This is a genomic window from Vibrio iocasae, assembly GCF_042245395.1.
GTDB classification, from domain to species: Bacteria; Pseudomonadota; Gammaproteobacteria; order Enterobacterales; family Vibrionaceae; genus Vibrio; species Vibrio iocasae.
On the sequence record NZ_CP145310.1, the window covers coordinates 521,724 to 547,669 of the forward strand.

23 protein-coding genes are annotated in these 25,946 nt (G+C 42.5%); 16 read left to right on the forward strand and 7 right to left on the reverse strand.

What is annotated here, in order from left to right; translation table 11 throughout:
- Positions 1 to 121 precede the first annotated feature (121 nt).
- The 6 genes from deoD to SNR28_RS02410 all read left to right on the forward strand — a co-directional run bounded on the left by deoD (position 122) and on the right by SNR28_RS02410 (position 5,645).
- Entirely contained in the window at positions 122 to 829 is a 708-nt protein-coding gene (deoD, locus tag SNR28_RS02385) for a purine-nucleoside phosphorylase (protein ID WP_375749421.1), read from the forward strand.
- Positions 830 to 832: 3 nt separating this feature from the next.
- A complete protein-coding gene (locus tag SNR28_RS02390) occupies positions 833 to 1,066 on the forward strand; it encodes a YgjV family protein (protein ID WP_375749422.1) in 234 nt (77 codons plus the stop codon).
- A 69-nt stretch (positions 1,067 to 1,135) separates the two neighbouring features.
- Positions 1,136 to 2,401 (forward strand): NupC/NupG family nucleoside CNT transporter, encoded by a 1,266-nt coding sequence (locus SNR28_RS02395; protein WP_375749423.1) that lies wholly within the window; start codon positions 1,136 to 1,138, stop codon positions 2,399 to 2,401.
- 70 nt (positions 2,402 to 2,471) lie between these two features.
- Entirely contained in the window at positions 2,472 to 3,692 is a 1,221-nt protein-coding gene (locus SNR28_RS02400) for a phosphopentomutase (protein WP_375749424.1), read from the forward strand.
- A 164-nt stretch (positions 3,693 to 3,856) separates the two neighbouring features.
- Positions 3,857 to 4,660, forward strand: coding sequence for an outer membrane protein OmpK (locus tag SNR28_RS02405; protein ID WP_375749425.1), 804 nt, complete (start codon positions 3,857 to 3,859; stop codon positions 4,658 to 4,660).
- A gap of 112 nt (positions 4,661 to 4,772) precedes the next feature.
- Positions 4,773 to 5,645: an alpha/beta hydrolase gene (locus tag SNR28_RS02410; protein ID WP_375749426.1), complete on the forward strand. Its 873-nt coding sequence runs from the start codon at positions 4,773 to 4,775 to the stop codon at positions 5,643 to 5,645.
- Positions 5,646 to 5,697: 52 nt separating this feature from the next.
- On the opposite strand, the gene SNR28_RS02415 is transcribed toward SNR28_RS02410, so the two are convergent.
- Positions 5,698 to 6,147 (reverse strand): superoxide dismutase [Ni], encoded by a 450-nt coding sequence (locus SNR28_RS02415; RefSeq protein WP_375749427.1) that lies wholly within the window; start codon positions 6,145 to 6,147, stop codon positions 5,698 to 5,700.
- 153 nt (positions 6,148 to 6,300) lie between these two features.
- On the reverse strand, positions 6,301 to 7,089 hold the full coding sequence (locus tag SNR28_RS02420; protein ID WP_375749428.1) for a DODA-type extradiol aromatic ring-opening family dioxygenase: 789 nt from the start codon (positions 7,087 to 7,089) through the stop codon (positions 6,301 to 6,303).
- A 213-nt stretch (positions 7,090 to 7,302) separates the two neighbouring features.
- Between SNR28_RS02420 and SNR28_RS02425 the strand changes: the two genes are divergently transcribed.
- The gene (locus SNR28_RS02425; RefSeq protein ID WP_375749429.1) at positions 7,303 to 8,208 is read left to right on the forward strand and encodes a LysR family transcriptional regulator; all 906 of its coding nucleotides are present in this window, start codon (positions 7,303 to 7,305) and stop codon (positions 8,206 to 8,208) included.
- On the opposite strand, the gene SNR28_RS02430 is transcribed toward SNR28_RS02425, so the two are convergent.
- Positions 8,199 to 9,518 (reverse strand): hypothetical protein, encoded by a 1,320-nt coding sequence (locus tag SNR28_RS02430; RefSeq protein ID WP_375749430.1) that lies wholly within the window; start codon positions 9,516 to 9,518, stop codon positions 8,199 to 8,201. The genes SNR28_RS02425 and SNR28_RS02430 overlap by 10 nt on opposite strands.
- 285 nt (positions 9,519 to 9,803) lie before the next feature.
- On the opposite strand from SNR28_RS02430, the gene nirB reads away from it, so the two are divergent.
- The 4 genes from nirB (at position 9,804) to cobA (ending at position 14,575) form a co-directional block, all read left to right on the forward strand.
- On the forward strand, positions 9,804 to 12,392 hold the full coding sequence (gene nirB, locus SNR28_RS02435; RefSeq protein ID WP_375749431.1) for a nitrite reductase large subunit NirB: 2,589 nt from the start codon (positions 9,804 to 9,806) through the stop codon (positions 12,390 to 12,392).
- Complete coding sequence (gene nirD, locus SNR28_RS02440) at positions 12,389 to 12,715, forward strand: nitrite reductase small subunit NirD (protein ID WP_375749432.1); 327 nt, start codon at positions 12,389 to 12,391, stop codon at positions 12,713 to 12,715. Before nirB ends, nirD begins: the two co-directional genes overlap by 4 nt.
- 147 nt (positions 12,716 to 12,862) lie before the next feature.
- The gene (locus SNR28_RS02445) at positions 12,863 to 13,717 is read left to right on the forward strand and encodes a formate/nitrite transporter family protein (RefSeq protein WP_375749433.1); all 855 of its coding nucleotides are present in this window, start codon (positions 12,863 to 12,865) and stop codon (positions 13,715 to 13,717) included.
- Positions 13,718 to 13,804: 87 nt separating this feature from the next.
- Complete coding sequence (cobA, locus tag SNR28_RS02450) at positions 13,805 to 14,575, forward strand: uroporphyrinogen-III C-methyltransferase (protein ID WP_375749434.1); 771 nt, start codon at positions 13,805 to 13,807, stop codon at positions 14,573 to 14,575.
- A 135-nt stretch (positions 14,576 to 14,710) separates the two neighbouring features.
- Here the strand turns inward: cobA and SNR28_RS02455 are convergent, their stop codons facing one another.
- Positions 14,711 to 15,466, reverse strand: coding sequence for an SDR family NAD(P)-dependent oxidoreductase (locus SNR28_RS02455; protein ID WP_375749435.1), 756 nt, complete (start codon positions 15,464 to 15,466; stop codon positions 14,711 to 14,713).
- Between the two features lie 384 nt (positions 15,467 to 15,850).
- Between SNR28_RS02455 and SNR28_RS02460 the strand changes: the two genes are divergently transcribed.
- Positions 15,851 to 17,590 (forward strand): methyl-accepting chemotaxis protein, encoded by a 1,740-nt coding sequence (locus tag SNR28_RS02460; RefSeq protein ID WP_375749436.1) that lies wholly within the window; start codon positions 15,851 to 15,853, stop codon positions 17,588 to 17,590.
- Between the two features lie 45 nt (positions 17,591 to 17,635).
- Here the strand turns inward: SNR28_RS02460 and SNR28_RS02465 are convergent, their stop codons facing one another.
- Complete coding sequence (locus SNR28_RS02465; RefSeq protein ID WP_375749437.1) at positions 17,636 to 18,505, reverse strand: LysR family transcriptional regulator; 870 nt, start codon at positions 18,503 to 18,505, stop codon at positions 17,636 to 17,638.
- 150 nt (positions 18,506 to 18,655) lie between these two features.
- Between SNR28_RS02465 and SNR28_RS02470 the strand changes: the two genes are divergently transcribed.
- The 4 genes from SNR28_RS02470 to SNR28_RS02485 all read left to right on the forward strand — a co-directional run bounded on the left by SNR28_RS02470 (position 18,656) and on the right by SNR28_RS02485 (position 21,949).
- On the forward strand, positions 18,656 to 20,050 hold the full coding sequence (locus tag SNR28_RS02470; RefSeq protein WP_375749438.1) for a reductive dehalogenase: 1,395 nt from the start codon (positions 18,656 to 18,658) through the stop codon (positions 20,048 to 20,050).
- A 13-nt stretch (positions 20,051 to 20,063) separates the two neighbouring features.
- Positions 20,064 to 20,348 carry a tetrachloroethene dehalogenase gene (locus SNR28_RS02475; protein WP_375749439.1) on the forward strand — a complete coding sequence of 95 codons (285 nt, stop codon included), beginning with the start codon at positions 20,064 to 20,066 and terminating at the stop codon, positions 20,346 to 20,348.
- Between the two features lie 91 nt (positions 20,349 to 20,439).
- Positions 20,440 to 21,219: a tetratricopeptide repeat protein gene (locus SNR28_RS02480; protein ID WP_375749440.1), complete on the forward strand. Its 780-nt coding sequence runs from the start codon at positions 20,440 to 20,442 to the stop codon at positions 21,217 to 21,219.
- A complete protein-coding gene (locus SNR28_RS02485) occupies positions 21,200 to 21,949 on the forward strand; it encodes a helix-turn-helix transcriptional regulator (protein WP_375749441.1) in 750 nt (249 codons plus the stop codon). Before SNR28_RS02480 ends, SNR28_RS02485 begins: the two co-directional genes overlap by 20 nt.
- Positions 21,950 to 22,170: 221 nt before the next feature.
- On the opposite strand, the gene cutC is transcribed toward SNR28_RS02485, so the two are convergent.
- Complete coding sequence (cutC, locus tag SNR28_RS02490; protein WP_375749442.1) at positions 22,171 to 24,546, reverse strand: choline trimethylamine-lyase; 2,376 nt, start codon at positions 24,544 to 24,546, stop codon at positions 22,171 to 22,173.
- 79 nt (positions 24,547 to 24,625) lie between these two features.
- Positions 24,626 to 25,582, reverse strand: a complete 957-nt coding sequence (gene cutD, locus SNR28_RS02495; RefSeq protein ID WP_375749443.1) for a choline TMA-lyase-activating enzyme — start codon at positions 25,580 to 25,582, stop codon at positions 24,626 to 24,628.
- Positions 25,583 to 25,946 lie beyond the last annotated feature (364 nt).

A 25,946-nucleotide genomic window follows, 5' to 3' on the forward strand; every position in this document is an offset into this window, starting at 1 on the left:
AAAAGGAGCAATTAACTCCGATCTGTGAAGAACATTCTTTCAAGCAAGACAATTGTCCTTCATCTGTTTTATCTGGCAATTGATAATACCATCATCTTATTGAACAAATAAAGGATAAAAAATGACTCCTCATATTAATGCTAAGCCTGGTGCGTTTGCAGAAACAATTTTATTGCCTGGCGATCCTTTGAGAGCAAAATATATTGCAGAAACATATTTGACTGATGCTGAATTAGTTTCTGATGTCCGAAATATGTTTGGCTATACTGGATTTTATAAAGGAAAGAAAATATCAGTGATGGGACACGGAATGGGTGTGCCGTCTGCATCAATATACTTTCACGAATTAATAAAAGAGTATGGTGCTAAAAGTCTGATTCGAATCGGTAGTTGTGGCGGGGTCGCCGATGATATTTATGTACGTGATATTGTCGTTGCAACGGGCTCTGGTACTGCTGGTAATACTAATCGTGTTCGTTTTGCTGGCTACGATTATGCGGCTGTACCCGATTTTGAACTATTAAAAAGGTGCTGGGAAGTTGCTGAAAGAAACGATGTGTCAGCCAAGTTCGGTTCGGTGTTTACTAATGATCTCTTCTACGGGTGTGATAAGGATTTACTTCCGGCACTTCAAAAAATGAATATTTTAGGTGTTGAAATGGAAACCTCAGCACTGTTCGCCATTGCAGCAGAAAACCGCGTTAAAGCCTTGAGTATATTGACGGTGTCCGACCATATTGTGACTGGTGAAGAGACAACAGCGGAAGAACGAGAGACGACTTTTGATCAGATGATGCTTCTTGCTCTGGACACTGCAGTAGGTATCTGAGTCATGTTTGATGTCGAATTTATTGGGTACCTGGGTTCGCTCTTTGTTGGCGTATCGTTACTAATGACAAATATGAAGCGGTTGAGATATATAAACTTTTGCGGCTGCGTTATGTTTGTTATCTATGGCGTATTTATTAATGCACTGCCAGTAGTATTTATGAATGCCTTTTGCGCATTGATTAACGTATATCACGTACTCAAAATAATTAAACAAAAAGAACAGCCATTGGTGTAATTCATTTAATGCCACCTAATATAATTTTGGTGGCTATTCCTATTTTAATCCATACCCTACGAGGTTATTATGAGTGTTCTCATCAGCATCTTGGGTATTGTTGTGCTTTTAGGAGCAGCAGTACTTATTTCTGAAAATAAAAAAGCAATTAATTTACGCACTGTAGGTGGTGCATTTGCTATTCAACTTGGCCTTGGTGCCTTTATTTTATATGTCCCTATCGGAAGAGATATTTTATTAAGTATTTCTCAAGGTGTATCTAGTGTCATCGCCTACGGTGGGAAAGGCATCGAATTTCTATTTGGTAATTTAGTCAACTTTAGTGTGGAAGGCATTGGGTTTATCTTTGCTTTTCAGGTTTTACCTATCATTATTTTCTTCTCGGCTTTGGTAAGCGTTCTTTACTACCTTGGCATCATGCAATGGGTTATCAAAGTGCTTGGTGGCGGTCTGCAAAAGGCGCTGGGTACCTCCCGGGCAGAATCCATGTCGGCAGCGGCAAATATTTTTGTTGGTCAGACGGAAGCACCTCTGGTTATTCGTCCTTATGTTCCGAAAATGACTGGCTCAGAGCTCTTTGCGGTTATGTGTGGGGGCTTAGCTTCAGTTGCGGGCTCGGTGCTGGCTGGTTATGCAGCGATGGGTGTCCCGATGGAGTACCTGATTGCAGCATCTTTCATGGCAGCACCGGGTGGCCTTCTTTTTGCGAAAATCATTAAGCCAGAAGTTGATACGCCTGATGAAAACGAACTGGAGAGCGAAAAGGGTGGAGAGGAATCAACAGAATCTGACGAGGAGAAGCCTACGAATGTTATTGACGCTGCTGCAGGTGGCGCTTCTTCTGGCCTTCAGCTGGCTCTAATCATTGGTGCTATGCTAATTGCTTTTATCAGTTTAATTGCAATGTTAAACGGGATACTGGGAGGTATTGGTGGTATTTTTGGAATGCCGGAACTGACTCTCGAACTGATACTTGGCTACATGTTTTCTCCACTGGCATTTCTTATTGGGGTCCCATGGGAAGAGGCGATGGTTGCAGGTTCCTTTATCGGCCAAAAACTGATTATCAATGAGTTTGTTGCCTATCTGAATTTCGCTCCGTATCTGGCTGATGCCACTGACATTATCTTATCTGACAAAACGAAAGCCATTATCTCATTCGCACTGTGTGGTTTTGCCAACTTAGCTTCTGTCGCAATCCTGTTGGGTGGTCTTGGTACTTTGGCCCCTAAACGTCGTGGATTTATTGCAAAGATGGGTCTTAAGGCTGTTGCCGCGGGCTCACTATCCAACCTTATGTCTGCAACAATTGCTGGCTTGTTCCTTTCTTTCTAATTACTCATGAGTGGGGCGTCCGGCTCCACTTATTTCAACACACTGTATTCATTTAATAACGAGATTAGGCATGAAGCGCGCAATTATATTGGTTTTAGACTCTTTTGGCATTGGTGCAACAGAGGACGCAAAAGACTTTGGTGATCAGGGTGCAGATACTCTTGGTCATATCGCAGAATACTGCTTTGCTGGAAAAGCAGATGATTTAGAAAGGAGGGGCCCTCTATCTTTGCCGAATCTAGCAAAGCTTGGATTAGGGTTGGCTGCGAAAGAGTCAACGGGTAATTTGCCGAAAGGGTTTGGCGATACTCCAGATATTATCGGTGCTTATGGCCACGCAGCTGAATTATCTTCAGGTAAAGATACACCATCGGGACACTGGGAAATTGCGGGTGTCCCTGTTTTATTTGATTGGGGCTATTTTACTGATAAACAAGCCAGTTTCCCTGTTGCATTATTAGACAGGATTGTTCAACGCGCTCAGCTACCGGGCTATTTGGGAAACTGCCACGCCTCCGGTACTCAGATTCTAGATAGACTAGGTGAAGAGCATATGAGAACAGGAAAGCCTATTTTTTACACGTCTGCAGATTCTGTTTTTCAAATTGCCTGCCATGAAGAAAGTTATGGGTTAGAGAATCTAATAAAATTGTGCCAAATTGTCAGAGAAGAGCTCGACGGATATAACATAGGAAGGGTTATAGCCAGACCTTTTGTTGGTAGTAAATCCGGTTCGTTTGAACGAACAGGAAATCGAAGAGATTTCTCGGTAGAGCCACCATCTAAGACCGTTCTAAGTAAACTAGTGGAAGAGAAAAGAGGTGAAGTGATCTCTATTGGCAAAATATCTGATATCTATGCTGGATGCGGTATTACCCAGAAGGTAAAAGCAACAGGTATAGATAACTTGTTCGAAGCCACCTTAAAGCAGATAGGCTCTGCTGGAGATGATACGATTATTTTCACCAACTTTGTTGACTTCGACTCTCAATTTGGTCATCGTCGCGATGTTAAAGGTTACGCGAAAGCCCTGGAGTACTTTGACTCTAGATTGCCAGAACTCATCAACAAGCTTAAAAAAGATGACATACTCATTCTTACAGCTGATCACGGTTGCGACCCAACATGGGAGGGCACAGATCATACGAGAGAACATATCCCCGTTCTTGTGTATGGAGATAGGGTGAACTCTGGAAGTTTAGGTAAAAGGGAATCCTTCGCAGATATTGGTCAAAGCTTGGCTACTTACTTCCAGTTATCAGAAACGGATTATGGTAAGTCCTTTCTGTAGATAATATTAATTTAAGTTCTTCGAATAAATAAGCTCCTTATAATAAGGGGCTTTATTTTTGTTTTTATAATGTCACGCATTATATACAAGACAATTGTCCTGTATGAGTTAATAAAATATCTCATATTATATACCTGCCCTATTAAATAAATCAGGTTAATAAAATGAAAAAAACACTTTTGTCTACACTTTTACTATCCCTTATTTACCCGTCCTATTCGTTCTCCGCTGAATACAATGATATACATGAGAATGACTATAAATGGATGCAGTTTAATTTAATGCATGCATTCAACGAGAAACCAGGTAACTCCGACCATGACTACTTAGAAATGGAATTTGGCGGTCGCTCTGGAATATTCGACCTCTATGGTTATGTTGATGTTTTCAATTTAACAAGCGATCCAGATAGCGATAAAGCAAAAAAGGATGCAAAGATCTTTATGAAGTTTGCACCAAGAATGTCTATCGATGCGGTTACTGGGAAAGACCTTTCATTTGGCCCCATAAATGAGTTGTATGTTTCTTCCGAAATGAACTGGGATGGGAACACTACAAATACGGCGGGCTATGCTGTAAATCAACAAAAAATCGGCTTGGGGGCAGATGTTACAGTCCCTTGGCTAGGAAAAGTGGGGATGAACTTGCTAGGTGTGTATGACTCACATCATAAAGACTGGAATGGCTATCAGATAGGAGTTAACTGGTTTAAGCCTTTTTATTTCTTTGAAGGCGGAGCATTCCTATCTTATCAGGGCTACGCTGAATACCAGTTTAATATGAAAGAAAGTTATTCAAAGGAAAGTGGTGGTGGTGCTACTTATCAGGGATTGCATTGGCATTCCGAGCGGTTCGCAGTCGGTTATGGATTGAAGGCATATAAAACAATATATGGGCTTGAAGATGGTGGGTTTGCCGGTGATACAACTGGTATTGGTCATTTTATTTCGGTTACTTACAAAATATAAATTATAAGTAGTAAATGTTTGAATAAAACAGTGACTAGATTTTGTTTTATTTTATAACTACTCAATGTTGAATTTAAAGTGGTTATTTATATTAATGTATTAAAGGTGAAAAATGAAACCTAAATTAACTACTACTCTTGCAGTTGTGCTCTTGTTTATAAGTAATTTAGCAATGGCAATAGAACGTGATATTAGTTTTTTTGTTGATGATCAGAAAGTAGTGGGTACGTTAAATTTGCCAGATGACGTAATTAACCCTGATATTGTACTCATATTTCATGGTTTCTCTGGTAATAGACATGAGTTACTTATAAATGGCGTAAATGAACATTTTTATGACAGATTAGCACGTAGCTTAGCGAATAAAGGCTTTGCCTCACTTAGAATTGACTTTCGTGATTCAGGAGACAGTTATGGTGAATGGGCAAATACAACCTTTAGCAAACAGATTGAAGATGGTAATGCGGCAGTTGAGTGGATTCTGAATCAGCCGGGCCTAAAAAAATCGAATATCTCGTTGATTGGATGGAGTCAGGGAGGGCTTGTCGCTAGTCACGTTGCACAAGATAATCCGCAAGTTAAAGCCGTAGCACTCTGGGCTCCAGTGACACATCCATATTTAACCTATTCCCGATTGTTAGGTGATGAACTGGTACTCGATGCAGCCTTAAGCGAAGAAGATAAGCTTTTTGAAGCGACGTTACCATGGGGAACAAAGACTCAGCTTCGAACTGGCTTTTTTAATGAGATTCTTACTATCAACCCTATCGCTGCAATCTCTGACTACAAAGGACCACTTTTGGTGATTCGAGGTACAAAGGATGAACTTATTCTTAGTGCCGATAGTTGGGTTAAATACCATAAGGGAAGTAACGCGCTGATAGAGCTGGATACCGATCATTCCTGGAGTTTATTCGAAGGGCCTGATGTTATCGATAACCAGTTGCTACCCAAAACAATCGGATGGCTTAAGGCAAACCAGTAGGCAGGAAGTTGTCACCCTCTGCATGCAGTTGTCAGAGGGTGATACTTTGTTCTCAATGCTTATGCTCTGGATAATAAGGAAGAAGCTGTTTAATGGCGTTTTCTAGCGCATCAACGTTTTTCAGGTCGGCTGTTTGTTTTACCTTCATCGCGGCTACTATCACTGAGTGGTGGTTTTTAAGTCTTTCGACGTAATCTTTCTGAGAGGCTTTCACTCGTTGTGTGAGGAAGTAATCGCTGATAGTCGAGATGATTTTTTGAGCGTGCAGTTCTTTGTTCATTACCCATCGGACAGACTGATTTGTTGCTTGTATACCGGATTGCTTTTCAAGCGCAGACATTTCCATTACCGCTTTTCTGGTTGTTTGCATGTCCTCTAGCATGGACTGCACACGTGCATGATCATCGTATATACCACACGGTACCTGACAGTGGCTCTGGGCTATTGGTGAGAAAGCCAGAAAGCTCACCGTCAGTAGAATGGTATTAACTAATTTATTCATTTTCGCTCTCCTCATAAGGTCGAATTAGCCTATGGTCTGACATCAAAAATGAGTATAGGTGATAGATTAGTTACTACCTTTTCATTGTAGGTTTATAAATGAGAATCCTTCTAATATCGTGCATTACCAATTTAGCGGTCCTTGAGTAAGCAATTAACTAAACTGGTACGCATCCATCGCTAATACATCGTACTGGACGGCATCATGTAGTCGTACCACTTCAGATAAATCACTGCTACCCATGGCGCTGAAAAGCGGCATAAAGTGTTCCTGAGTCGGGTGATTGAAAAGTGCATGAGGAGCATGCTTAAGATATTCAATCAGCGAACCTGTATCTTTAGCTTGCAACTTGTCGTCGACCCATGCGGTAAAGGCATCCACTTTTTGGCGTTTCTCTTTGTTCGGGTTCGGACTAAACACTTCTCGTAGGTTGTGGCTTATACCCCCGGAGCCGATCAACATGACACCTTCTCCACGAAGAGGCGCAAGCAACTTGCCTAATCGGTAGTTGCTTTCTACTCCGATTCGGCTGTTGATTGAAACCTGAACAATCGGAATGTCAGCATCGGGATACATTAGATAGAGCGGCATCCACACACCGTGATCCCAACCAAGCTCAGCATCCAGTCTGGATTCGATACCGGCATTCGCAAAGATTCGAGCGATGTCTTCAGCGAGTTCAGGGTGACCGGGTGCCGGATATTTGAGACTGTAAAGTGGTTTTGGAAAACCGTAAAAGTCGTAAATAAGTTCCGGTCGTTTTCCCGCTGTAATTATGACGTCATCAGCCACATCCAGATGTGCAGAGAACACGACAATCGCTTTAGGTTTTCCCAGTTGCTGGCCCAACTGAGACAAAAAGCGTGAGGTTTCTGAGTCCTCTATAGCCAGCATGGGGGAACCGTGGGAAATAAATAGTGTTGCCTGTTTCTCTATTCTCATGGCTAAGCTCCTGAAGTCGCTAAGTGATCCATATTATCCAGCCATAACGGGTGTGGCTTATTTAGACACAAACCTGGATTTATGGGAGTGGTAATTTTTTGCGATTACTTTTATGAAATTATTCTTTATTGAAGTAAGAATACAGTTCGTGGATATGTTGATAAATGATGCTAGTATTGAATAATTATCAACATGTTATTTTAAATAGGAGGCATGATGGACAAGCTTGATATGATGAAGACTTTCATCGCTGTTGCTCAAGAAGGATCGTTTTCCAAGGCAGCAGATAAGCTGGATATGTCACCTCAACTCGTTAGTAAGTACGTCTCAAACCTTGAGAAGAAGTTGCAAGCTCGCTTGCTAAACCGAACGACAAGAAAGGTGACTTTAACGGAAGCTGGCAGGCAGTATTCAAGTCGTTGTCATCAGGTTTTAGATGATATTGATGAGATGGAAAACTCACTTATCGACTGGCATCAGAAGGTTGCTGGTGTGCTTACTATCAATGCACCCATGTCTTTTGGTCATCGCCACCTGCCTCGTGTTCTTTTGGATTTTCAGAAAAAGTATCCTGATGTAGAAGTGAGGTTGAATCTTACTGATTCAAAAGTCGACATCGTGGCTGAAGGTGTGGATGTTGCCCTGCGTATTGGTAACTTGAACAGCGAAAGTATCATCGCCAGAAAGATTACGACCAGTAAAATAGCGGTGCTGGCATCACCGTCTTACCTAAAAAAGTATGGAACACCGGTAAAACCAGAACAACTACGTGATCATGACTTTCTTAACTATTCTTACGCAGATCAGGACCAACTGGAAGGCTTGTTGGGTATTAACGCCTCTGAACTGAACATTCGTTATAGCCTATGTGCGAATAACGGAGATTTGTTGATAAGTTCCGCTATTTTGGGGGCTGGTATCACTATTCAACCGACTTTCATTGCTAATGATGCATTAAAGGAAGGGAAGTTAATTCGAATTCTACAAGAGTATGAACCTGAACCTGTGGGGTTATATCTGATCTATGCCAACCGCCAGTTTCTTCCAAGTAAAACCAGAGCTTTTATCGACTTCTTTAGTGAGTACTATGAAAGCACGCCATACTGGGATCAGTTCTGATAAAGCGGCAGATTGCGGATTCTCTTATCAAGTTCCTCAATTTGCTGCTGGTAACGCTGAGTTTCGGTGGAACCGATAGCTTTATCGAACGCTTTTCCTTTGACTGGTTTTGGTAGTTCACTCAAGGCCGGAAAGAAGACGGATTCTCCTCGACTTGCTGCGAGCAAATCTTGCCCCTGTTTTGCAGCCTTTACGCTTGAGGATAGGTAACGGGAAAACTCGGCACCGGCTTTGTCGGCCATCAGATCTGAGAAATCAAATCCAGACCCTTTTGGATTCGCATCATACAACTCTTTTAGCTCTCCCACTTGTACGCTCAACGCGCTATTTCCCAGCCGCTCCATGACAGCCGAATATAAGAAGTGCAGTGAAAGGTCGGCTCTCTTTCCAAGAGTGGTAACTTTCTTTGGCATTTTCTTAAGTGTTTGTATTACTTCAGGTGTATCGGCTTTAATTACCTCTGCAAATCTGTGGTTCGCATACGCAATAGCGACCGCCCATAGCGCGGCTTCGTTCTCAGTTCGTGGGTCACTCGCTTCACTTCGTATTTGGGCGAGTTGAAATGCTCTGGAAAGTACGATGCTAAGTGACGCATTTCTCTCTGCGCTGCTCCATTTTATATCGGCTAGGTATTCTAAGTACGTATTGATGAGTTCCGGTTCGTAGACCTGAACTTCTGGCTCAGAGATGGTTTTAACCGCTGAAGCAACATTCTTGAGCCCACTTTGTATCCGTGCTTTGAAGTTGGGGGATTTGGTTGCTGTGAGCAAAACGAGTTGATTATGAATCTGAACATTGTTGATAAGCTGATTCACGGTGTTTTTCACACTGTTATCAAAAAACAGCTGTAATGAACTGTCTATGGTTTGTTGAACAAGAAATCCGGGAATTGACATGTTACCTAGTTGGCAAGACTCTATCGCACCAGATTCTCTTCCAGATACCAGGTTGCAGCTTACATTCAGATAGCCATCAAACCATTGATTTCGAATGTCCAGTGAACCGTTTAAGGACGCTTCTCTTCCCTCAACTTGACTCTCAAAGTTTGTTCTCGGAAGCAAGTGGGAAGCCGCTGTCATCACATCTTCGACCCCTCTTTTAGTGAGTATGATACGCACTTTCGGTGAAGGGCCGAATACCTGATACGAGATTCTTTTGTACTGAAGTACTGCGTTGTTAACCTGCTTTGGAGAGGCACTTTTCGCGGCAACAAGTGGGGTGTCAGAAACAGCATTTACAACAACATACAGAGTACCCATTGGCAGAGCAAATAGAAGAAAAATGAACAGGTACTTGATGACTTTAAACACAATGATAGCCTCACGAAAAGATGAAGTATGGATATCAAATATTTATAACTATAGCAATCGATTCCCTTATTCTATGCAGATAGCTCGAATAAAATTAAAAATAGAGCAATTGCTCATATAGGCCGAGTGAAGCCTTTTAGAATAACGATTTATAGGTGATTGCGGTCACATTTTAAACATACCCCTTTAGTGTAGTTTTTTTCTTAATTTGATTTATATCAGTAATTACGTGACTTGCGTCACTATGATTCTACCTAATTTTGATTACTACATTCAGGTAGCCCAATGAGCAATAAGATGCGTCTGGTCGTTATTGGTAACGGCATGGTAGGCCATCGTTATATCGAGGATTTAGTGGAAAAAGCGGATATTCAGAACATGGATATCACCGTATTCTGCGAGGAGCCACGAGTAGCGTATGACCGAGTCCACCTTTCTTCCTATTTTTCTCATCATACTGCGGATGAGCTTTCGCTGGTTAAAGAAGGTTTCTACGAGAAGCATGGCATCAACGTACTGATTGGTGAGCGTGCTATCAACGTAAACCGTGAAAGCCAGATCATCTACTCTAGCAGTGGACGTGAAGTAAAATACGACAAGTTAGTTTTAGCGACAGGTTCTTATCCTTGGGTACCACCAATCAAAGGTAACGAAGGTCCGGATTGTTTTGTATACCGTACAATCGAAGATCTGAAAGCCATTGAAGCGACTGCGAAGAAGAGCAAGTCAGGTGTTGTTGTCGGTGGCGGTCTGCTTGGTCTTGAAGCGGCAGGTGCGCTAAAAGCACTGGGTGTAGAAACGCATGTGATTGAGTTTGCTCCGGTACTTATGGCTGAGCAGCTTGATCTTCAGGGTGGACAGCAACTTCGCAATAAGATCGAACGTATGGGTGTTCAGGTTCATACCAGCAAGAACACACAGGAAATTGTGGCGGAAGGCGTAACGGCTCGCAACACGATGAGATTTGCTGATGGTACTGACCTTGAAGTCGACTTCATTGTCTTCTCAACCGGTATCCGTCCACAGGACAAATTGGCCCGTCAGGCAGAGCTGGATATTGCTCCTCGCGGTGGTATTGCCGTTAACAACAACTGTCAGACTTCTGATGAGAACATTTACGCTATCGGTGAGTGTGCATCCTGGAATGAAACTTTCTTTGGCCTTGTTGCTCCAGGCTACAAAATGGCCCAGGTTGCGGTTGACCACCTTGTAGGTAACGACAACAGCTTTGAAGGCGCAGACATGAGTGCCAAGCTTAAACTGCTTGGCGTTAAAGTAGGTAGTATCGGTGATGCAAATGGCTGTACACCTAATTGCAAAAGCTACGTTTACCTGAACGAAGATGAAGAAGTCTATAAGCGTCTGATCGTTTCTGAAGATGGCAAAAAACTGCTTGGTGCCGTTCTGGTTGGTGATACTTCCGATTACGGAAACCTTCTTCAGCTCAAACTGAACGACATTGATCTGCCTGAAAAGCCGGACACTCTAATTCTTCCTGCTCATGCGGGGGCTGAAAAGCCGGCGCTGGGTGCCGACTCACTTCCTGAAAGCGCAGTTATCTGTTCATGTTTTGATGTGACCAAAGGCAAGATCGCTCAGGCTGTTGCGGACGGTCATCATACGCTTGCCGACGTTAAAGCGGTTACCAATGCAGGTACAGGTTGTGGCGGTTGTATCCCTCTGGTTACCGACGTTTTGAATGCAGAACTGTCTAAAGCGGGTATCGAAGTCAACAACCACATTTGTGAGCACTTTGAATACTCACGTCAGGAATTGTTCCACCTAATCCGTATCGAAGGTATCAAGACATTTGATGCACTTCTTGAGAAGTACGGGAAAGGGTACGGCTGTGAAGTGTGTAAGCCCGCAGTAGGCTCTATTCTGGCTTCTTGCTGGGGTGAACATATCCTGAAACCGGAACTGGTTTCTCTGCACGATACCAACGACAACTTCCTTGGCAACATGCAAAAAGACGGTACTTATTCAGTTATCCCTCGTATGGCGGGTGGTGAAGTAACACCTCAGGCACTGGCTGTGCTAGCAAGTGTTGCGCAGGAATACAACCTGTACACCAAGGTAACCGGTGCTCAGCGTATTGGCTTGTTTGGCGCACAAAAAGATGATCTTCCGGCTATCTGGAGCAAGTTGATTGATGCAGGTTACGAAACTGGCCAAGCATACGGTAAGTCCCTGCGTATGGTGAAAACCTGTGTTGGTAGCACCTGGTGTCGCTACGGTGTTCAGGACAGTGTTGGTCTGGGTGTTGAGCTTGAAAACCGCTACAAAGGCATTCGAGCTCCTCATAAGATGAAGTTTGGTGTATCTGGCTGTACCCGTGAATGTGCCGAAGCACAGGGTAAAGACCTGGGTATCATTGCTACCGACGCGGGCTGGAACATGTACGTTTGTGGTAACGGTGGTATGAAGCCGCGTCATGCCGATCTGCTCGCGTCTGATCTGGATAAAGAGACGCTCATCAAATATGTAGACCGTTTTATGATGTTCTACGTTCGTACCGCAGACAAGTTACAGCGTACTTCGGTATGGATGGAAAACCTTGAAGGTGGTGTCGACTATCTTCGCGAAGTCATTGTTGATGACAAGCTTGGTATCAATGAGCAGCTTGAAGCAGATGTTCAGAAGCTGGTGGAAAACTTCAGCTGTGAGTGGAAAGAAACAGTGAATGATGAATCGCAGCTTAAGCGCTTCTCACACTTTGTTAACTCAGAAGAGCGCGACAACAACGTCATGTTTGTTCAGGCTCGTGAGCAGCACCGCCCGGCTACATTTACCGAAAAACACCCTGAAGCGAAAGGTGACATCCTACATGTCTCTCTTGGCAACAGCGCATCTACAGAAGAGGAAATGGCATGAGTAACTGGACAACAATCTGTCAGCTAGACGACATCATTCCCGGCACTGGTGTATGTGCTTTGGTAGACGGTGAGCAGGTAGCTATCTTCCGCCCAAGAGCGAACGATGAAGTTTTTGCGATCAGTAACATGGATCCGTTCTTTCAGGCGAACGTGCTTTCTCGTGGCCTTACAGTTGAACACAAAGGTGAGCTTTGGGTTGCCAGTCCTCTTAAAAAGCAGCGCTTTAATCTAAAGACAGGTGCATGCATGGAAGATGAGCAGTTCAACATAAAAGCTTACGAAGTACGTACAGTTGACGGTCAGGTAGAAATAGCAGCCTAAGCAATAAATCTAGGGAACTCCCTTAATGGAATGAGGGAGTCAAAGATTGCATAGCAAAAGGCTTTCAGATAACTCTCCGATTTGTGTGGAAGCTTTTGACTATTCATTCTTATCTTTTAATTTTTAACTTTTGAATAGGGACTTAAGATGTCGGATCTAAAACCTGTAGAATTTGTACAAACCATGATAGATGTTGGTGAAGCGAAGGTGAAAACCAGCACACGTGACCTTCTGCTGCGTGGCACCATGGCGGGTGTTATTCTTTCGCTAGCTGTAGTGGTTGCTATCACGACCATCGTTCAAACGGGCATGGGCATTGTTGGTGCATTAGTATTCCCGGTTGGTTTTTGTATTCTGAGCCTGATGGGCTACGACCTGGTAACGGGTGTATTTGGTCTTGCTCCACTGGCTAAGTTTGATAACCGTCCGGGTATCACCTGGAGTCGTATCCTGCGCTGTTGGGGACTTGTTGGTCTGGGTAACCTGATTGGTTCACTGATTGTTGCTTTCCTTATCGCACTATCTCTAACTAAAAACTTTACTATCGACCCTAACGCGGTTGCTCAGAAAATCATTGCTGTAGCGACTGCCCGTACGGTTGGATTTGAGACTCTTGGCACTGATGGTTGGATTACCTGTTTTGTGCGCGGCATCTTCTGTAACCTTATGGTTTGCCTTGGTGTAATCGGCAACATGACAGCTCGCACTGTTGCTGGAAAAATTGCTGCAATGTGGTTACCTATCTTCACATTTTTTGCACTAGTGTTCGAACACACGGTAGTAAACATGTTCCTGTTCCCACTTGGCATGATGCTGGGTGCGGACTTTGGTATCGCAACATGGCTGAACTTCAACCTTGTTCCTACTATTCTAGGTAACATCGTAGGCGGTTTGGTATGTACTTGTATCCCGCTATACATGACGCACGCTAAGACGGCACCGTCTATTGACGCTAAGCAAGATCAGAAAGTAACAGCAGAGCCTGCATTTAACGCTCGTTAATTCTTCTGACAAATTGTCTATGCTTACAGGGAGCCCGATTTTATCTGGCTCCCTTTTGTTTACTTTATCTATTTGGTTGATTGCAATATGAAAGAAGTATCTTCACACCAAAGCTCGAATGGATTTGTTTCTCTGGTTGGTGCCGGACCGGGTGATCCGGATTTACTGACAGTAAAAGGTCACCGGGTCATTCAGCAAGCTGACGTGGTGGTTTACGATCGTCTTGTTTCCCCTGAAATTCTCGCTCTGGCAAAGGACGGAGCGGAAATGCTTTATGTGGGTAAGAAGCTGGATTTTCACTGTGTGCCACAGCATGACATTAATCAGCTACTGGTTGATAAAGCGCAAGAAGGAAAGCGAGTTGTCCGGTTAAAAGGGGGCGATCCTTTTATATTCGGCCGTGGTGGAGAAGAGATTGAAACGCTGGCGGAAAATGGTGTTAAGTACGAAATTGTTCCGGGAATAACCGCTGCCGCAGGCGCAACCGCTTATGCTGGGATCCCGCTTACCCACAGAGACCACGCACAGGGTGTACAATTTGTCACAGGTCATATCCAGAAAGACGGGCAAGAGATCAATTGGCAGGCATTGGCGCAGTCTAATCAGACACTGGTGTTTTATATGGGTTTGAAACAGAGTGGCTATATCTCTTCTAAGTTGATCGAACATGGTTTGGAAGAGGAGAGCATGTGCGCTGTGATAGAAAAGGGAACCACATCTTCGCAAAGGGTTCATACCTGTCACCTTGTCTCGCTAGGAGAAACCGCCGCAAAAGCAGAAAGTCCGGCGCTTATTGTGGTTGGCTCAGTCACTTCACTGCATGAAAAGCTACACTGGTTTAAACCAGAAGAGATGTAAGTTTCGCGCAGATAGCTAAACCAAAGACAGCTAAAGATAGAATAAAGATAGAAAAAGGCCACATCACCCGATAATTGATGTGGCCTTTTTAATAGGATTTGCAGTAACTTGAGTTTCTATTTCCTTAAAAGAAGGTTAGATACCCAGAGCCTGACCACCACCGATCTGAACAGTTTCAGCAGTCATGAATGAAGCATCTTTGCTTACAAGGAATGCGATAACTGAAGCTACTTCTTCTGGCTGACCAAGGCGGCCAAGCATGATGCTGTTTGCCCACGAAGCAAAGACTTCTGGCTTAGTTTCTTTGATCTGCTTGTGGAATGGCGTATCGATAGTACCTGGAGATACACAGTTAACACGGATACCCGCAGGAGCAAGTTCTTTAGCAAGAGCGCGAGTCAGAGTATGAACCGCTGCTTTAGAAGTGCCATAGATACCTGCACCTGGACCACCTGCATTCCATGCTGCGTTAGAAGTAAAGTTAATGATAGACGCGTTGTCAGATTTCTTAAGGAAAGGAATTGCAGCGCGAGATACAAAGAATGCGCTATCAAGATTAAGAGCCATTACTTTATGGAAGAACTCCGTTGTCATTTCTTCGATTGAGCTACGGCCACCAAGACCACCGGCGTTGTTAACAACAACATCGATCTTACCAAACTTGTTACCGATAGTCGTTACGTTTTCTGTTACCGCGTTCTCATCAGTAACGTCAAAACCATAGTATTCAGCTTCTATACCAGCTTCGTTTAGCTCAGCAACGCGAGCCGCACCGTGTGCATCTTCGATACCATTAAGGATAACAGTGTAACCATCCTGACCCAGACGTTTCGCGACCTGGAAACCAATACCACCAGTTGCACCGGTGATTAATGCGATTTTATTAGACATATCTGTACTCTTCTTGTGAGTTGACCGTTCGTGCAAACAGAGTCATTAATGCTAACGAGTTGCCTGCTTTAGCAGAACTCTGCATGGCTCGGGGAACATATGGGTAGAATATCAAAAACAACCTTAAATGCAATATTGTATTACAAGTAAATCGTAAGATCTGAGACAGAGATGATCGAAGCGGGTTACACGATTTGTATTAATATGAGATTAAGAAACTGGTTTTATAACAAAGTCGTGCCTGAAAATAAAAATCATATAAATTTATAATTTAGCTCAGTTTGATCTATGTTCTGCTTGCAATTTAGTGATCACATTCATAATAACCAATTGTATTAGTAGCTAGAATTGAGTATCAAATTCACATGGACATGAAACTAAAAAATGAAAAAGGTCAGCTTCAAAGCCAAATTGCTCGCGTTGGTTGTTTTAATAATATTCTCAACAATTCTTACCTCTTTTTTAAGTGCAAACTATTTTATTAGTAGTTACATCTCTGAGAGTGATACCAAAACGATAACGACCAAAGTCGGCATGGTTAAGAAGTTGCTTGAAACCGCTATCGCAAGCGATGTTAAAGTTGCTGAATCTTCAAATTTTAGTATCAATGAATTACAGCAAACAATAGATAAGACAGGCTTTGCTGATGTAGTAAAAGTCACTTACGGTGTTGCTGTGACTAAAGAAGGCATTCTGGACAATAAAGCGGAAGCTGCGCCTTATCTGGAACTGGTAAAGCAATCTGCTGGTAAGACAACCGTCAGTGATGTCTATTTCGACAACGGGAAACCGATGATTTCTATTGTTGTCGCTGCTGATGAGAATGCAGGTAACATATTTTATATCGACCTTAGCCTTGGTGAACATATACTCGCGGATGCATCCGGAGAAGGCAGTTATTTCGAACTGATTGATGAAAAAAACACGGTTGTATTTAGTAATAAAACAGATGGTAATTTAACACCTATTTCCCAGCCTATCAGTTTTGGTGGTAAAGAGTGGAACCTTACTGGTTATGTTGACCTGGATTACATTCAGGCTAATACAGACCGACTCAATGGCGCAATCACCATCGCGCTTCTCATCGCTGCTGCCATTATTATTCCTATCAGTGTAGTACTAATTAATATCGCGTTTAAACCAATCGTGAGCCTTCGTGAGTTAATTACTGAGTTGGCCAGTGGTAGTGGCGACTTAACCCGTCGTCTTGATGTTTATACCAAAGATGATCTTGGTCAGATTGCAGAAGGCATCAACCAGTTTATTGCTAACCTTCAGTCGATGATGAAAGAAGTTTCTTCTTCCAGCCAAAGTATTAGCTCTGAGATTACTCAGCTAGAAGCTCAGGCTAGCTCAAATCAGGATTTGCTCAGTGCACACAGTGCAGAAATGGATATGGCCGTTACCTCGGTGACCGAGATGAGCTCAACAGCAGACTCTGTCGCACAAAGTGCAGCAGAAGCAGCTAAATATACTCAAACCACTAGCGAGCAGGCGGGCGCGTCTAAGCAAGCGGTACAACACGCGATGAGCAGCGTTACTGAACTGATGGTTGAAGTTGATAACATGTCGAACTCTGTTATTGAAAGAAGAGCCGATGCAGAAGAGATTCACTCTGTATTGGGTGTTATTGGTGAAATTGCAGAACAGACTAACTTGCTGGCTCTTAATGCGGCCATTGAAGCAGCGCGGGCAGGGGAGCAGGGTCGAGGGTTTGCTGTCGTGGCTGACGAAGTGCGGGCACTGGCTTCACGTACTCGAAGCAGTACTGACGAGATTGGTTCCATGCTCGATAAGCTTAAGTTTGGCAACGAAGATTTGGTTAATCGAATGGAAACAACCAAGCAGAGTTGTCAGCAAACAGTGGATACAACATCAGATGTTATGAACTCACTGGACACCGTTACTTCTTCAGTGATGGAGATTAACGATCTTGCTGCTCAGATAGCGACATCTGCAGAAGAACAAAGCTCGGTATCGGAAGAGATAAACCGAAACATGAGCGCGATTCGCGAGATGATTGATACGCTGAACAGTAATGGTCAGTCTACCGTAGAGAGTACTCATCAGTTAACTGGCACCAACGACCAGCTGGTTGATATCGTAGGTAAGTTTAAGATCTAACAATCAAACGTAAAATAGGCGACCATTGCGGTCGCCTTAAACAATCTAGATTGCCCCTTCATTATCAAAATAGTTTAGCAAGGGGGATACCAGTTGCTCGTCGCCCGATCTCCAAAATGCCTGAATTGGGCTGACAAACCCTTCCTGTCCTAGTTTAGTTTTGACCTCTTTTACATCATTCCAGCTGTCTGCGTGCATATGTGTGGGAAGAAATGCCCAGCCTCTTCCCTTTTCCAATGTGTACCTAAAGATTTCCTCATCATTAATAATTTTATTATTTGGAGTGAAAATATACCTGACATCCTTTGCTTTATTTGTATAGGCGCGTGGTAAAAGCTGAGTATGTTTTAACAGTTTACTCATATCAACTGAATCTGAACCAAAAAAGTTTTTAAGTGCGTAAAACCTATATTCCATAGAACCAATCATTTTCCAGTCGAAATCACCAGGAATTTCGTCACCTTCATCAGGTGTAATTATTAGGTCTACAACTTGATTATCTAGGAAGTCTCGGGAGTAATTACCACTCAATAAAATAAACTCGACATCTATATTTTGCGTATGGCAGTAATCAGTAAGGTCTAGGATTATTTTTTTCGGGACAACACAGTCATAAGCTACTCTGATTATTCGTTTATCTGCACTTGGCTTATTTTTTTCGACGGTATTCTGCCAAACACCTATCTGGCTGAGAAGCAATGCAGATGGGCTGTATATGTCGTTTCCATAAGGTGTTATTTGCATCTGTCGAGATGTTCTATCAAATAACTTGTGACCAAGTTCATCTTCTAAAGAATCGATGTGTTCAGACACTGTAGCTCTATTTTTGCCGATCTGTTTTGCAGCGAGTGAAATATTTAAACACTGTGCAACATGAACAAAAGAAATCAGTTGGTTATAGTTAAAGTCTTTCATGTTTAAATTCATCTTATTATGTATTGATTCTCAGTTGGCCTTTAGTGTTGGAAAAGCCTATGGCTGGTGATTTCTACCATCTGAGAAATTAAGATATAAATTCAACATCAGAATCATATCCAATGCAATCATTTATGTGAGACATTAATCATGGATAAAATAATAGCTAAGAAAAACGATGTTGAATTAGAAGACCACTCCCGTCGAAATTTCTTTAAATTAAGCATGGGAACTGCGGTGGGTGCTGCAGCAATTACTGGCTTTGCTCATGCTGACGCTAAAACTAGCGACATTAAAGGAGTTATGCATGGGGATTTTCCGGTTCCTATAGACCCTGATGTGTTGAAGCCTATGCCTCAGGAAAACTCTGTGTGGACTTTTGTTTCCAATAAGTCATTGGGAGATAAATATCCGGAGAGGAACCAAAATTTTGCTGGTGGCTGGAGCTTCCACGATAACCATCTGAATCCGTTTGTTGCGATGGATAACGCTAAACCTGGGATGCGTCATCTCGATTTAGCCTTAGAAGGCTCTGCTTGGATAATGAACCAATACTTGGCTCCGGGAGCCACGGAAATGGACTTCAATAAAGGTGTATACACCTGGAATCAAGAGCATGTTTCTCCTGAAAAGTGGCAGTTTGATAGTGGTGAAGACGCGAACTTGAGTATCAAATCTGCAGCAAGGCTCATGGGAGCGGTGCGCTGTGGCATTACAAAAAACAAAAAGGTATGGAACTGGGACCCTCTATACCATTACGAGGAAGACAGAGAAGTTTCCTGGGATGAATTCCCATTCGATCCTAAAAGCGTGATTGTAATACTTGTCGATGAAGACTACGAAGCGGTATCCACTGCACCATCCTTTATCTCTAGTGCTGCTTTCGCATTGGCATACGGAAAAATGGCCACGGTTGCGGGCACCATGGCGAACTTTATTAGGGGGCTGGGATACCAAGCGGTTGCCTCTGGCAATGATCTAGGTAACAACGTGGCATACGCTATTGAAGCAGGCCTTGGTGAGGCCGCAAGAAATGGCACCATTATGGCCCCTCGGTTTGGGCCGCGCGTTCGTATAGCAAAAATCTACACAGATATGGAACTCCCGGAAGATGGTTACGATAAACCAAGATCGTTTGGCATCATGGAGTTTTGTCAACGGTGCAAATTATGTGCAGAAAAATGCCCTTCACAAGCAATCAGTATGGACGATGAACCGGGTTGGGGGCCTACTTATGAAAATGGTGAAGACCCACTCTATTCGTGGCACCACCAACGTGGTGTAAAAAAGTTCTATAACGATGCGAAGAAGTGCTACAAGTACTGGGTTGATGGCGGGAATGATTGTGGTGCTTGTATCACTGCGTGTCCGTGGAACAAACCTGACTTTTGGCATCATAGATTGATTGATGCGTCCAATGTATATACCGGTGGCCCAATCCATAGCTTTATGAAAGTTATGGATGAGCTATTTGGCTACGGCGATATTTTTGATGAACAAGCTGTTCTCAATTTCTGGAAAACTGGTTCGGATATAGATGTGTAGAGGAGATGAAAAGATGATGGGACTTATGTGGTATCTGTTAGGTATGTTTACTGTTGCTTCATTTGTGGGCTATAGAAAAATTTCCGGTCTGTATCGACTCAATATCATTGCAATACTTGGTCTAATGACTTCGGCAGCAGGCATATGGTTTTGTGTTGCGTGGTCCTGGGCTTCGTTTGCTGAGCGAGAACCGCAATCTGGAGCTATGGGATTGATAATGTTCGGACTAACTTCCGTGGCTATTTTTGCAATTACTTGGCGAACTCAGATAGCACCAAACAAGCTGGTTCAAAAATAGCGAAACTTTAACGGAGCACAACGAATAAGGATCCCGCTCACAACCGGAAGGCAAGGATGCACTAGTTAATAATGTAGCAGGAGTTACTTTGATGTCAGACCAGATTCAAAATACGAAATTAAGTGATGCACAGGAGAACTATCTGAAAGCTTTGAACATTATTAAAAGCGAAGATACCGATGCTGATTCAGCTATTTCATACCTGTCTAAAGCAGCTAATCATGGGTTGAGAGAGGCACAGTATCAGCTGGGTGTTATCTACTTTAAAGGGCAGTATGTGCGAAAAAATCAGGATGTTGCTCTAGAATGGTTTGAAAAGTCTGCCGCCGTAAACTATATACCTGCGCAGTTTGCATTAGCAACACTATATACTCAGGCAGAAAAATATCAGCAAGCGCTCGTATATTTAGAAATACTAGCGAAGGATGATGTTCCTGAGGCCCAAACAAACCTTGCCGATTTTTACTTATGTTCGAAAGGCGTAGATAAAGATATAAAAAAGGCAGTACTACTGCTTACTCAAGCTGCCAATAACAATGATAGATTAGCCCAATATAGGTTGGGCTTGCTCTATTATCAGGGAGTAGACGTACCTACAGACTATATAAAAGCAAGAAAGTACATAGTGTTAGCTATGGAGCAACATTACCTGCCAGCATATTTTGTTATGGGTGCAATGCTTGAACATGGCTACGGTATCAAAAAAGATGTTACTAAAGCTTACTCTCTTTACTACTACTGCCAGTCCTATGGAATGCTAGAGCTTTCAGAGTTATTGGAAGATATTTTAAATGACCATGACGCGATCGAGCAGCAGCACATCCAGCTCAAATCACAGGAGTACTATAGATATGAACCTGCCCCTGAGTAATCGTTGGATGGGTGAAGTAGATTTCGCCCCATTGCTTAGCGAAAAAATCATGAGTTTCGATATATGGGGAGGGATCAGTTCAGCAGAAAGACTCAGAGGTAACTTTAAGGGGAATGATTTCAAATATATGACCCTTATGTACTCTACTTATTCCGTATCAATCGAAGACGTACGTAAAGAGCCACCCGCATTCTTAAACCAGAGCGATAGCAATGTTGAAAGGGTTTTATCAGCGTCAGTACCAATTGTTCATAAAAGTTCTTTGATTGATAGAACTCAGGTGGCAATGTTAAACCAGTTTTTTCGAAAGTTTGGCATAGCTGAAGGAAATGTATGGACGATCCTTGTTCCTGTTAATGAGAGTCTGGAAAGTAGATGGAAAGCGACAGTTTGCTTTGATATAGAGCCTGATGTTGAAAGCAATCCAACAACTTTTATAGAAAGGCACAAGGAAGAGCTATGTTTAATCAGTGACAATATCTATAAAATGTGGCGATTATTCGATGGTGGGAACTTTAATTTATACAAAGCCAGAGGGACTTTTTGCTCAAAAGCTATAGAGATAGCAACCATGCTTGCGGATGGCTATTCAACGAAAGCAATGGCTGAGAAACTAGAGATGACAAACTCCGGTATTGAATATCATATTGAGTCCATGAGGTATATATTAGGCGCTAAAAACCGTGGAAATCTGGTCGCAGAGTTGTTTCGGAAGGGTATCATTACTTGAATTAACCTGGATTCAAATCGCTGGTCCAAACAGATTGTACCGTTGGGTAGATTTCATTACCCCTAGAGCTACATATTCATAAGGCTTGCTCTCGTTCCCGTGTAGGAGTGAAGCGGGAACGAGCGCAGTACGTTTTGATAGCGTGCTGGATATGTAAATTATTAATCTGGCACAGAACTTTGAATACCCTCGCTAACGTTAATTTGAGTGAAAAAAGTTTATCAAGCCTCTGTCATTTCATTGCGCGTAATAATTTCATTTTGAACACTTTCACACAACTCAACAAAGAAAGCGCTATAACCAGCAACCCTCACAATTAAATCTCGATATTGTTCTGGATTCTTTTGTGCGTCAATGAGCGTCTCGTTGGTGACGCAGTTAAATTGCATTTGCCCGTTGCCAAGCTGTGATGCAGTTCGAATCACATTGGCGAGTGCAGCTTTACCTTCTTTATTCGACAATAAGTTGGGGGAAATTTTAAAGTTGTGCGCCATTCCTAAACTCATTGATTCTACATTAAGTTTTGATACGGATTTAACCACAGCAGTGATGCCATTAACGTCATAGCCTTGATTTGGGCTCATTCCATCAGATAAGCAAGTATTTGCCTCTCTGCCATCAGGTGTTGCTCCTATCATTTCTCCCAGTGGCGTATTAAATGACTGTGAAAGGGTGCCATGAATATGATGCGCAAAAAGAGAATCATGTGCGTTCATTTTTGCTTCTGTATAATCAAGAATATCTGCTGTTATTTGATCCACCTGATCGATATCGTTGCCAAATTTGCTCGCGTTCTGGCAATCCAGGCGAACTCGTTCATAACCTTGCCAGTCACTATTTAGTGCTGTCTTTATTTCATCAAGCGTATATTCTTGCTTATCATAGACCAGCTCTTTGATGGCATTGACAGAGTCTGCATAAGTAGCAAGCCCCGCAAAAATAGTTCCAGGTCCAGCGTATAACTTAGCACCGCCATTGGTGACATCTAATCCTGACTCAATACAACCTTCAATAAATAGCGACATGTACGGTGTGGGATTATGTTTTCTGAATTCATCTTGAATAAGGTTGGTTGCTATGCAGTTATTATCGATGACGAAATCCAGCCGCTCTTTTAACGCAGAATCAAACTTTTCAAAGGTATCTAACTCAGCGAGTTTGACGTCATTAAACCAAACTTTATCTGTTGAGTATGAATTTAACTTCCCATTGTTAAATAACAGCTCTAGCGACATGGGATATTGAGTAAAGCCGCCTGCTGTCCATTGATGCATTTGCCCTGAAATCTGAGGCTCTACACAACCCATCAAGCTATAATCTCTCGCTTGTTGAATAGTTGCTCCCTTAGCAAGCATCATTTTGATATGCGCATCATCAAAATGTACTGCCGGCATACCCGCACCAGCATTAATAACGTCAACTATCTTCGCTAAGTATTCAGGTGGTGATTGATTATGCACACGACAGGCAAGAGTTGGTTGATACAACTTAACGTCCGCTACTACATCCATGATGACATAAGTTAGTTCATTGACTCCGTCTTCGTTATCCGCTTTAGCACCACCCACGGTCATGTTTATATAAGGCATATAACCGGCAAAATAAGTTGCCGTGGCACCCGGTGTATACCAGATCATTTCAGAGCACTTGATCATGAAACAGGAAAATAACTCCTTCGCTTGTTCAGTAGTTAATACTCCGGCATCAATATCATGGCGATAAAATGGATACAGGTATTGGTCGATTCTACCTAGCGATGTACTGCATTGATTTTCTTCTAGTAGAAACAAAGACTGAATTGTCCAGACGGCTTGGAGTGCTTCATGAAAACTCTTCGGAGGATGGGTTGGCACATTCCTATTTATTGCACTAATAGCGATAAGTTCATTTTTTCGTTTTTTGTCGTTCGCTTCCTCAGCTAGCGTCATTGCCTTGTCAGATACTCTTTGGGCGTATTCCATGATCCCTTGGCATACTTCCAGTGAAGCAAGATAGAAATTTTTTTTACTCTTATCCAGGTTATCCAGGCGACTTTCTTCATTCAGCTTTGTTTCTATCTCTTTTATCAGGCCTGCTACGCCTTTTTGCATTACGACTCTTGCGTAATCGGGGCTACTGTCACCGCCACCATTCATGACATGATAGGTTAAGTCGCTGATACATGCTTCAGCGCCGAACTCCCACAAACCTTCTTCTCTTAACCTTTTTTCACATTTTTCGGCTAATGAGAGCCCTTTCCATACAGGTGCAATTTTATTACGAATAGTGGCTTTATCTTCCTCAGATATCTCATAAGGGTCTTGGGCTCTGACTCCAATCTCATCGATTTCATCAACTAACCACTCCCAAGCCACATCTGGAGAAAAAGAACCAGCTCTTGGCCTGCCACAAGGATGACCAACAATGAGTTCCTGAGCTTGAATTAGAATCGGTGCCGTTTGGCAAGCTTTTCTAAAACCTTTCGCTCTAAGCATGGGTTTATCCATTTGTGGATTGTTTTCAAGTACCTCTGTAAATGCTAAAGCACGGTTTATCTGAATACTCGGTTTTTGCTGCAAATAGTTATTTTTTAAACGCTTCACTCTATCGCTTAACATATAATCTCCTTACTCCCGAATTTAACTGCCATGTGCGACAACAACGGCAACCATATTTTTGTATCTTATCTGTCGACTGCTAATGCCTGATGAGTCGAATATTAAAATTAAAGCCCTCAATAAACTGCTCAAAGTCGTTCAATTCGTTTTCTGTATATTGCGTGTCATCTGAAATGGGATAAATCATGCCAAGCTTTTCATATTTAGGTTTTCCGAAAGCATGGTATGGGAGTATTTCTATTTTCTCTATATTCCCTTTTTCAGCTAATGACATGACATAATTAAATGTTTTACCCATAGATTCGTAGGAATCGTTAACTCCTTTGATAATGGCCATTCTGATAATGATGTTCGCTCCGATATCAATGAGATATTCAAGATTTTTTTTGACCTGATTATTGTTAATTCCTAAGAGCTTTTGATGTTTTTGGGTATCGATTTCTTTGATATCAAATAGAAATAAATCTGTGTATGCAGCAAGCTTTTTGAAATTTTTAAGTGAGGTGGTACCTTGTGTTTCGATTGCAGTATGAATCTGTTGTTTTTTACATGCGTTAAGCAACTCTACGGCAAAGTCAGTTTGTAAACTTAATTCCCCGCCACCTAATGTCACACCACCATTTGACGTTATATAAAAATCGTAATCTTGCATTATGATTTTCATCAAATCGTCAACCGAGTAATCTTTTCCTACAACGTTGATGGCTCGGCCAACACATACCTTTTCACATTCACGACAACCAGTGCATTCCCTGGCATGGTCGACGATATGCTTTTTGCCATTGGGTAGTGGTAGTAATGCATGGACTCCAGTAGGGCACACATCGATACAATCTCCGCAATCTGAACACTTACTGTCGCTATACATAACTTGGTATCTAAACTCTAAGCCTTCAGGATTCGCACACCAGTCACAGCGTAAATTACACCCTTTGAAAAAGACTAATGTTCTAATGCCGTAGCCATCAAAAAGTGAGTACTTCTGTATATTAAAAATACGTCCTGTTGGTGTTATGTTTTGTTCTGAAATAACCATGCTCTCGCCCGATTGCACAAATACATAAGTACGAAGTGGATGAATCAAGACCAGTTTCAATACCACTAAAACTATTGGCTTCTTGGTTAATGACGATAGCCTTCTCCTCACGGGGAAGGTCAACAATGCAATTTAAATAGTGATATCGTTGCCTCAAAATCAAAAATAGTTGGCTTGGTAGGTAACGACCGAAGTACTAAATACTGACGCTAAAAAAGAAACGAGCTTCGAAATGGGTGAGTAGTTTGCTCCAGTACCATTTTATAGAATGGTATGGTTCTGCTATCTAGAGGTGAATCGCTCAATGTCAGGTAGATTTGAGCTGCTTTGTGATAGAGGGGTTTACGCAATTGCTCAGCCCTTA

Bases quoted from the DNA above. Each gene is read 5' to 3' on its own strand.
- cutD (WP_375749443.1), bottom strand. From the start codon at position 25,582: ATGGTTATTTCAGAACAAAACATAACACCAACAGGACGTATTTTTAAT.
- SNR28_RS02475 (WP_375749439.1), top strand. From the start codon at position 20,064: ATGATGGGACTTATGTGGTATCTGTTAGGTATGTTTACTGTTGCTTCA.
- SNR28_RS02455 (WP_375749435.1), bottom strand. From the start codon at position 15,466: ATGTCTAATAAAATCGCATTAATCACCGGTGCAACTGGTGGTATTGGT.
- SNR28_RS02390 (WP_375749422.1), top strand. From the start codon at position 833: ATGTTTGATGTCGAATTTATTGGGTACCTGGGTTCGCTCTTTGTTGGC.
- deoD (WP_375749421.1), top strand. From the start codon at position 122: ATGACTCCTCATATTAATGCTAAGCCTGGTGCGTTTGCAGAAACAATT.
- SNR28_RS02410 (WP_375749426.1), top strand. From the start codon at position 4,773: ATGAAACCTAAATTAACTACTACTCTTGCAGTTGTGCTCTTGTTTATA.
- SNR28_RS02485 (WP_375749441.1), top strand. From the start codon at position 21,200: ATGAACCTGCCCCTGAGTAATCGTTGGATGGGTGAAGTAGATTTCGCC.
- SNR28_RS02425 (WP_375749429.1), top strand. From the start codon at position 7,303: ATGATGGACAAGCTTGATATGATGAAGACTTTCATCGCTGTTGCTCAA.
- SNR28_RS02415 (WP_375749427.1), bottom strand. From the start codon at position 6,147: ATGAATAAATTAGTTAATACCATTCTACTGACGGTGAGCTTTCTGGCT.
- SNR28_RS02480 (WP_375749440.1), top strand. From the start codon at position 20,440: ATGTCAGACCAGATTCAAAATACGAAATTAAGTGATGCACAGGAGAAC.
- SNR28_RS02460 (WP_375749436.1), top strand. From the start codon at position 15,851: ATGAAAAAGGTCAGCTTCAAAGCCAAATTGCTCGCGTTGGTTGTTTTA.
- nirB (WP_375749431.1), top strand. From the start codon at position 9,804: ATGAGCAATAAGATGCGTCTGGTCGTTATTGGTAACGGCATGGTAGGC.
- nirD (WP_375749432.1), top strand. From the start codon at position 12,389: ATGAGTAACTGGACAACAATCTGTCAGCTAGACGACATCATTCCCGGC.
- SNR28_RS02395 (WP_375749423.1), top strand. From the start codon at position 1,136: ATGAGTGTTCTCATCAGCATCTTGGGTATTGTTGTGCTTTTAGGAGCA.
- SNR28_RS02405 (WP_375749425.1), top strand. From the start codon at position 3,857: ATGAAAAAAACACTTTTGTCTACACTTTTACTATCCCTTATTTACCCG.
- cutC (WP_375749442.1), bottom strand. From the start codon at position 24,546: ATGTTAAGCGATAGAGTGAAGCGTTTAAAAAATAACTATTTGCAGCAA.
- SNR28_RS02400 (WP_375749424.1), top strand. From the start codon at position 2,472: ATGAAGCGCGCAATTATATTGGTTTTAGACTCTTTTGGCATTGGTGCA.
- SNR28_RS02465 (WP_375749437.1), bottom strand. From the start codon at position 18,505: ATGAAAGACTTTAACTATAACCAACTGATTTCTTTTGTTCATGTTGCA.
- SNR28_RS02470 (WP_375749438.1), top strand. From the start codon at position 18,656: ATGGATAAAATAATAGCTAAGAAAAACGATGTTGAATTAGAAGACCAC.
- SNR28_RS02420 (WP_375749428.1), bottom strand. From the start codon at position 7,089: ATGAGAATAGAGAAACAGGCAACACTATTTATTTCCCACGGTTCCCCC.
- SNR28_RS02445 (WP_375749433.1), top strand. From the start codon at position 12,863: ATGTCGGATCTAAAACCTGTAGAATTTGTACAAACCATGATAGATGTT.
- cobA (WP_375749434.1), top strand. From the start codon at position 13,805: ATGAAAGAAGTATCTTCACACCAAAGCTCGAATGGATTTGTTTCTCTG.